The organism is Bartonella sp. AP3QHHD, from assembly GCF_042195765.1.
Classification (GTDB): domain Bacteria; phylum Pseudomonadota; class Alphaproteobacteria; order Rhizobiales; family Rhizobiaceae; genus Bartonella.
Genome location: NZ_JBHIPC010000096.1, coordinates 1 through 3,163 on the forward strand (window position 1 = coordinate 1; position 3,163 = coordinate 3,163).

Sequence of the window (3,163 nt, forward strand, 5' to 3'; positions counted from 1 at the left end):
TGTGATCCTTTAAAGCCTTTCAAAAGAAAGGGATTATAATCATAATAAATGCTATCAAGACCATTATGGTTATGAGTTTTGACGGGTTTTTGAGTTTTGACGGTTGCCTCTTTTAGATAAAAAAACGATAAAAAGTAAAAACGTTATTTTTCAATGTGTTAATATTTTACAGATCTTAAAAAACAACCTCTATTGATAACACAACCTATAAATTCAACTAATAATATACGTTTTGAAGGGGTTTTGACGGTTTTTATACCTTCAAAACCTATAAGAAAAGTGAATATACATAACCCTCTTTAAACAAAGCTATCATTTTAGATTACGATATAATCTTTTAAAGGCAATCCAAATAAGAGTATCTAAAATTGCAAGTTTCTTCTTTTTAGAATAACGCATATAGACTATCCTTTCAGGATTATATGTAAGCAACTTAACAAAAAGAGGTATAGATTATGGTTATAAGACCTTATACCGCTTGTAAGGTTATCACACTCATTATGTGAGCATGCTTTAATAAGCTTATTCAGTTTCTCTTATTTCTAATTTTGGTAAGTTCTTAACAATCTTCATTGTTTCTAAACTTACGGTAATAACCCTTTGAAATAACTCTAGAGGGTAGGCAGGGTTGCCAACGGTTTCAACAGCATAGTGATTGGCATCATTCACAATACCACTCTTTTTATCAGTCTTTACACATTGACGCTCCATAACCCATTCAAGAGCGGGTTTACCATTAACGATATACTCATAAGCTTCAAGAGGGATGTCTGTTATTGTGATATTGCTGTTGTAAATAACTGTAGATTTATCCTTTTCCTTACTATTCTTAATTTTTGCGAATTTCATTTCTGTAACGTAATAAAATTTTTCGGGATTAGAGATCTCTGTTTGTTTTGGATTACCCTTTTTAAAGGTCACTGGATAAGGCTCTACAGTTTCATAATTCACGTGCAAATGCCCTAGTTCACGTCCAGCATTAACAAACTTCCAAAAATCTTCAGCGCTTTTTACACAAGGGATGCGAGGCAACTCTTTAGAGAGGTTATCAGCATAACGGGCACGATAATCTTCTGAGTGTAAAATCCCATAAACATAATAGAATAGATCATCCTTAGAGATTTTTTCATTAGGATAAGCAGCTTTAAAATGCGCTAGTCCCTCATCTGTAATGGCATCACGCCTCTGTAAACCAGCTGTTTTGTTTTCCTCTATAGAGTTTGTAAATAAATGGGATTGTTCCTTGTTTTTATCTTTTGATACCATGCTATCTTCGTAAATATAGAGTGGAAAGCATTGACCTGTATCTATTGCGTGAAGGTTAGGTAAATCCTTACTCATCAAAACAGAAAAACCACTTCTTGCTCCTATGCCTGTAACTTGTATTACTCTATTATCAACCGCTTTTCTCATAGGGAATATACGCGGCATTTGTAAAACCATTTCATTGAAAGTACGATTATAATAGAGCCATTGTTGTGTAAATGGACGGTAAAGACTTTGAATAAGGCGAGTTTCTTCAAATTCAAAAACCTTTCCTTTTACCAACTCTTGTTTAAGTGCACGACTCCAACTGATCTTTTCAGCATTTGTATTAACAAAATCATTTACAATATTGTTACGTGTTTTACGGTCAGCATGTGGATGCGTATCATTAAAACGTTTTACTTCGCTGTTATAGAAAGCAATCATATCACTCATATTTTTTGCTAAATCTTTACGGCTTGAGTTGTATGCCCAAGCATCACGACTGGTTACGACACCACAAGAAAAAATTTCAAACAGCTTTTTATCGTGTTCTTTTTTATACCCTAAGACTATAAATGTCTCAAAACTCTCATCACGTTGATTTATCCAATCACCATGTTTATCTGGTATAATTATTTTCCAACTTGATTTATTTGTGACACCATTAATGCTACCCAAATAATTAAGTGCAAAAAGTTTATCTTTTGTCGTAAGATTATCACCAATGTCATGATAATAAATTTTACAATCTCCAGAAACATTGGGATTTTTGATAAATAATGTCACGGCAATACCAGTCATACTACCACTACCAAAAATATTCTGTCCTTCTTGAGCCTTCCCATTGCTTAACATATTTTTACGAATATCACCCCTCAGATTGAGAACATAAATACTTGTAAATTCTTTGGCTAAAGATTTTCGTAAACTGTCCATTGCTGGTTTTTCTATGTAACCAGAACCAGAAACAAAACCAATAACACCACGTTTTTTTATACGGTCACTAGCCCAGCGAATGGCACGGATATAACTATCATACAGATTTCGCATAAGATTTGCATTCGATTGAGCAGCATACGTGTCACTGATGCGTTTATCTAATAGCGGATAAGGACTGTTCTTAGCATTGTCATTAGCACTTTTCTGTCCCACGGAATAAGGAGGATTGCCAAAGATCACTTCAATATTCAAATTTTTTTGATGCTCTAAATATTCACTGTTTTCCTCTAATAAACCTTTCATCAAATCTTGTTTTTCCAGCATCCGAAACGTATCGGTTAAGCCAATATGCTTGAAAGGGATGTAATCTCCTTTCATAAGACTATGATAAGTTGATTCAATATTAATGGCAGCTATGTAATAAGCCAGTAAAACAATCTCATTGGCATGGATATCATGACGGAACTTATATTCCATATCCTCTGGTTTTATGAGATTTGATTGTAAAAGCCTTGTGATAAAGGTACCCGTTCCAGTGAAAGGGTCAAGAATAGAAACTCCACGTGACCCTAAGCTTTTTCCAAATTCATTACGCAACACATCATCAACAGAATGAATGATAAAATCAACAACCTCAACGGGCGTATAAACAATGCCAAGCCTATCCGTGGTTTTCTTAAACGCCTTGGTAAAAAAATCTTCGTAAAGTTTGATAATAAGATTTTGTCTTGCCTGTGGTTCGGTAATGCCAGAGGCACGGAACTTTACGCTGTCATAAAACTCTTGTAATTCTTTGGATTCTTCCTCAATATTTGTTTTATCGAGTTCTGTTAAGATTTTTTCCATTGCTTGCGAAATGGCATTGTTTTGTACAAATTCATTGCCCTCAAACAATGCTTCAAACACGGGACGCGTCACAAGATGTTGCGCTAACATCTCAATCGCTTCTTCTTGCTTTATCTCACTGTTTAAGTTG

General features: G+C 34.4%; 1 protein-coding gene. It reads right to left on the reverse strand.

Going from position 1 to position 3,163, the window contains the following annotated elements; translation table 11 throughout:
* Window positions 1-522 precede the first annotated feature (522 nt).
* The coding region (locus ACFIL7_RS08125) for a type ISP restriction/modification enzyme (protein WP_375683498.1) at window positions 523-3,163 on the reverse strand (2,641 nt) is incomplete at its 5' end.